Source organism: Terriglobales bacterium (assembly GCA_035624455.1).
Lineage (GTDB): Bacteria > Acidobacteriota > Terriglobia > Terriglobales > Acidobacteriaceae > DASPRM01.
The window spans coordinates 1-2,107 of the sequence record DASPRM010000114.1; the positions used below are offsets into that span (position 1 = coordinate 1).

Here is a 2,107-nt window from a genome sequence, read left to right on the forward strand (position 1 = left end):
AGTGAAAGCCAACGTTCGCCATCTCTCATGGCAGGCTCGAAGATCGTTGTCGCTCCACTTCGTGTCCATCGGAGTGAATGCCTCACAACGCTGCTACTCTAAGAACCATGAAACGCCGGCGATACTGGCAGTACTAGCAGCCTGCCAAATGAGGCCCTCGCCCCCGCGGCGGGCAGCCAGAGCCTCATGAGACTGTCAAACTTGCCAGTTGGCAATGCTCGGTCGATATCCTAAAAAACGGACCTGAAAGGGCGGCCGAGAGACAATGCCCGAGCCCTGAGTGAATTTTGGTGGGGATGAGCGGTGGAGCAATTCGCCCAAGAGCGGCATGCTGGCGGGTCAGCGTTTCGCGTGAGCGACTGTCGCGTCTGGGCAGAGATTAATTATTTGGATTCTCCCACGGACTACCGTGAGTACCTGCCGGGTGCCCGCCCACGGCCAAGGAAAAAAGCGAATGACCCGCGGGCGCCGGCAGGCGATCCACAATGGCCACGGCGAGCCAGGTCCTACTTCCTGTTTTTCCTGGCGTGCCTGTTCTTGTTGGCGATCGGGCTGATGCTCCACCTGTCCGGCCACTGATGATTTGGGCGGACAAGAAGCTACTTCTGGCGGCAGACAGAGCCCCAGAGCTTCCAAACGGCATGATCCTTTGAGGAAGGATAATCAGATGAAGAAACGAATTGCAGTGTGGCTTCCGCTTCTCACATTTATAGCCTTTTGTCCGGTGACCTTCGCGCAGGAAAAGGCGCAACCACGAAAGCCGGAAAACCAAGCCGCGCGGTCATCGGCGACAAGTACGCAGGACAAGAATATCCAGGAGTACATCGAGCTCTTGCGCTCCAACGTTCGCCAGCAGAAAGCCGAGATCATGGGCGCTGTCATGCAGTTGGATGTGGACCAGGCGGCAAAATTCTGGCCGATCTACAGCGAGTATGACGCGGAATTGACCAAACTGAACAACCTAAGAATCGCTAACATTGAGGAATACGCGCGCAACTACGACCAGATGACAGACGCCAAAGCGGATGAGCTGATTCAGAAAGCTCTCGATTTTCGCAAGCAGCGCTCCGAGCTTCTGGCGAAATACTATGGCCGCGTCAAGGCTTCGCTGGGAGCCATCGAAGCCGCACGTTTCCTCCAGATCGAAGACCAGTTGCTTCTGATCATTGATCTTCAGATTCAATCGGCTTTGCCGGTTGTTGGGCAGGGTTCGTGAGTTCCAGGAAAGAGAGAAAAGATATGCGACATGCAATCGTTCGGGCGGCGGCTTTGTCGGTGGGGATGGCCTTGATAGCCGCGCTGGCAGCGATCTCTGCGACCGCAGTTCCAATGCCACAGGCGCCACGCAGGGTCACAGTTCCTGCGGGTACACGCATCCTGATCCGCATGATTGATTCTGTGGATTCAAGCAAGCAGCAGACGGGATACCGTTTCACCGCAAGCCTGGAGACAAATCTGCAGGTTGAGGACATGGTAGTGGCGCCACGAGGCACGATGGTTTATGGCCGCCTCACTACAGCAAAAGCGGCTGGGCGGATGTCAGGCGGTGCCGAACTGACTCTCGAGTTGACCGATATCGTGATCAACGGTACAGCCAATCCACTCTTGACCAGTACTTATGAACTGAGGTCAAAAGGCAAGGGCAGCAAAACGGCAAAGAGAATCGTCGGAGGCGCGGGGCTGGGCGCATTAATCGGCGGAATAGCGGGAGGAGGAACGGGAGCTGCGATTGGCGTGGTCGCCGGCGCTGCCGCCGGCACAACCGTCTCCGCTGCCACGAAAGGGACGCAGGTGTCGGTGCCGAGCGAATCCCTGCTCGAGTTCCGTCTGGAGCAACCCGTCACCCTTCCGCTGGCAAGATAGTCAGTGGCCGGGCAGGATGCAAGGGGGCAAGGGATACTGTTCTCCGAAAAATCTATGCGCCTCAAGAACTAGTATTTTTGGCGGTTCCATCGGGATGGAAACCGAGGATAGGCTTCTGCCACCTCAGAGAGGACTCCTTCCTTCCACAGAGGGTTGCGAGTGGCATGTACGTCCCACTCGCTCCCGCTCATCGGCGGTGAAATCTTGTAACTACTAGTCCGGGGGGGGAAAGCTGTAGCCGCTT

At 56.9% G+C, this 2,107-nt stretch carries 2 protein-coding genes; both read left to right on the forward strand.

Annotated features, from left to right (window positions below):
• The first annotated feature begins 667 nt into the window (after positions 1-667).
• Entirely contained in the window at positions 668-1,216 is a 549-nt protein-coding gene (locus VEG30_12520) for a hypothetical protein (GenBank protein ID HXZ80750.1), read from the forward strand.
• Between the two features lie 23 nt (positions 1,217-1,239).
• Positions 1,240-1,863 (forward strand): hypothetical protein, encoded by a 624-nt coding sequence (locus VEG30_12525; GenBank protein HXZ80751.1) that lies wholly within the window; start codon positions 1,240-1,242, stop codon positions 1,861-1,863.
• The last annotated feature ends 244 nt before the right edge of the window (positions 1,864-2,107 follow it).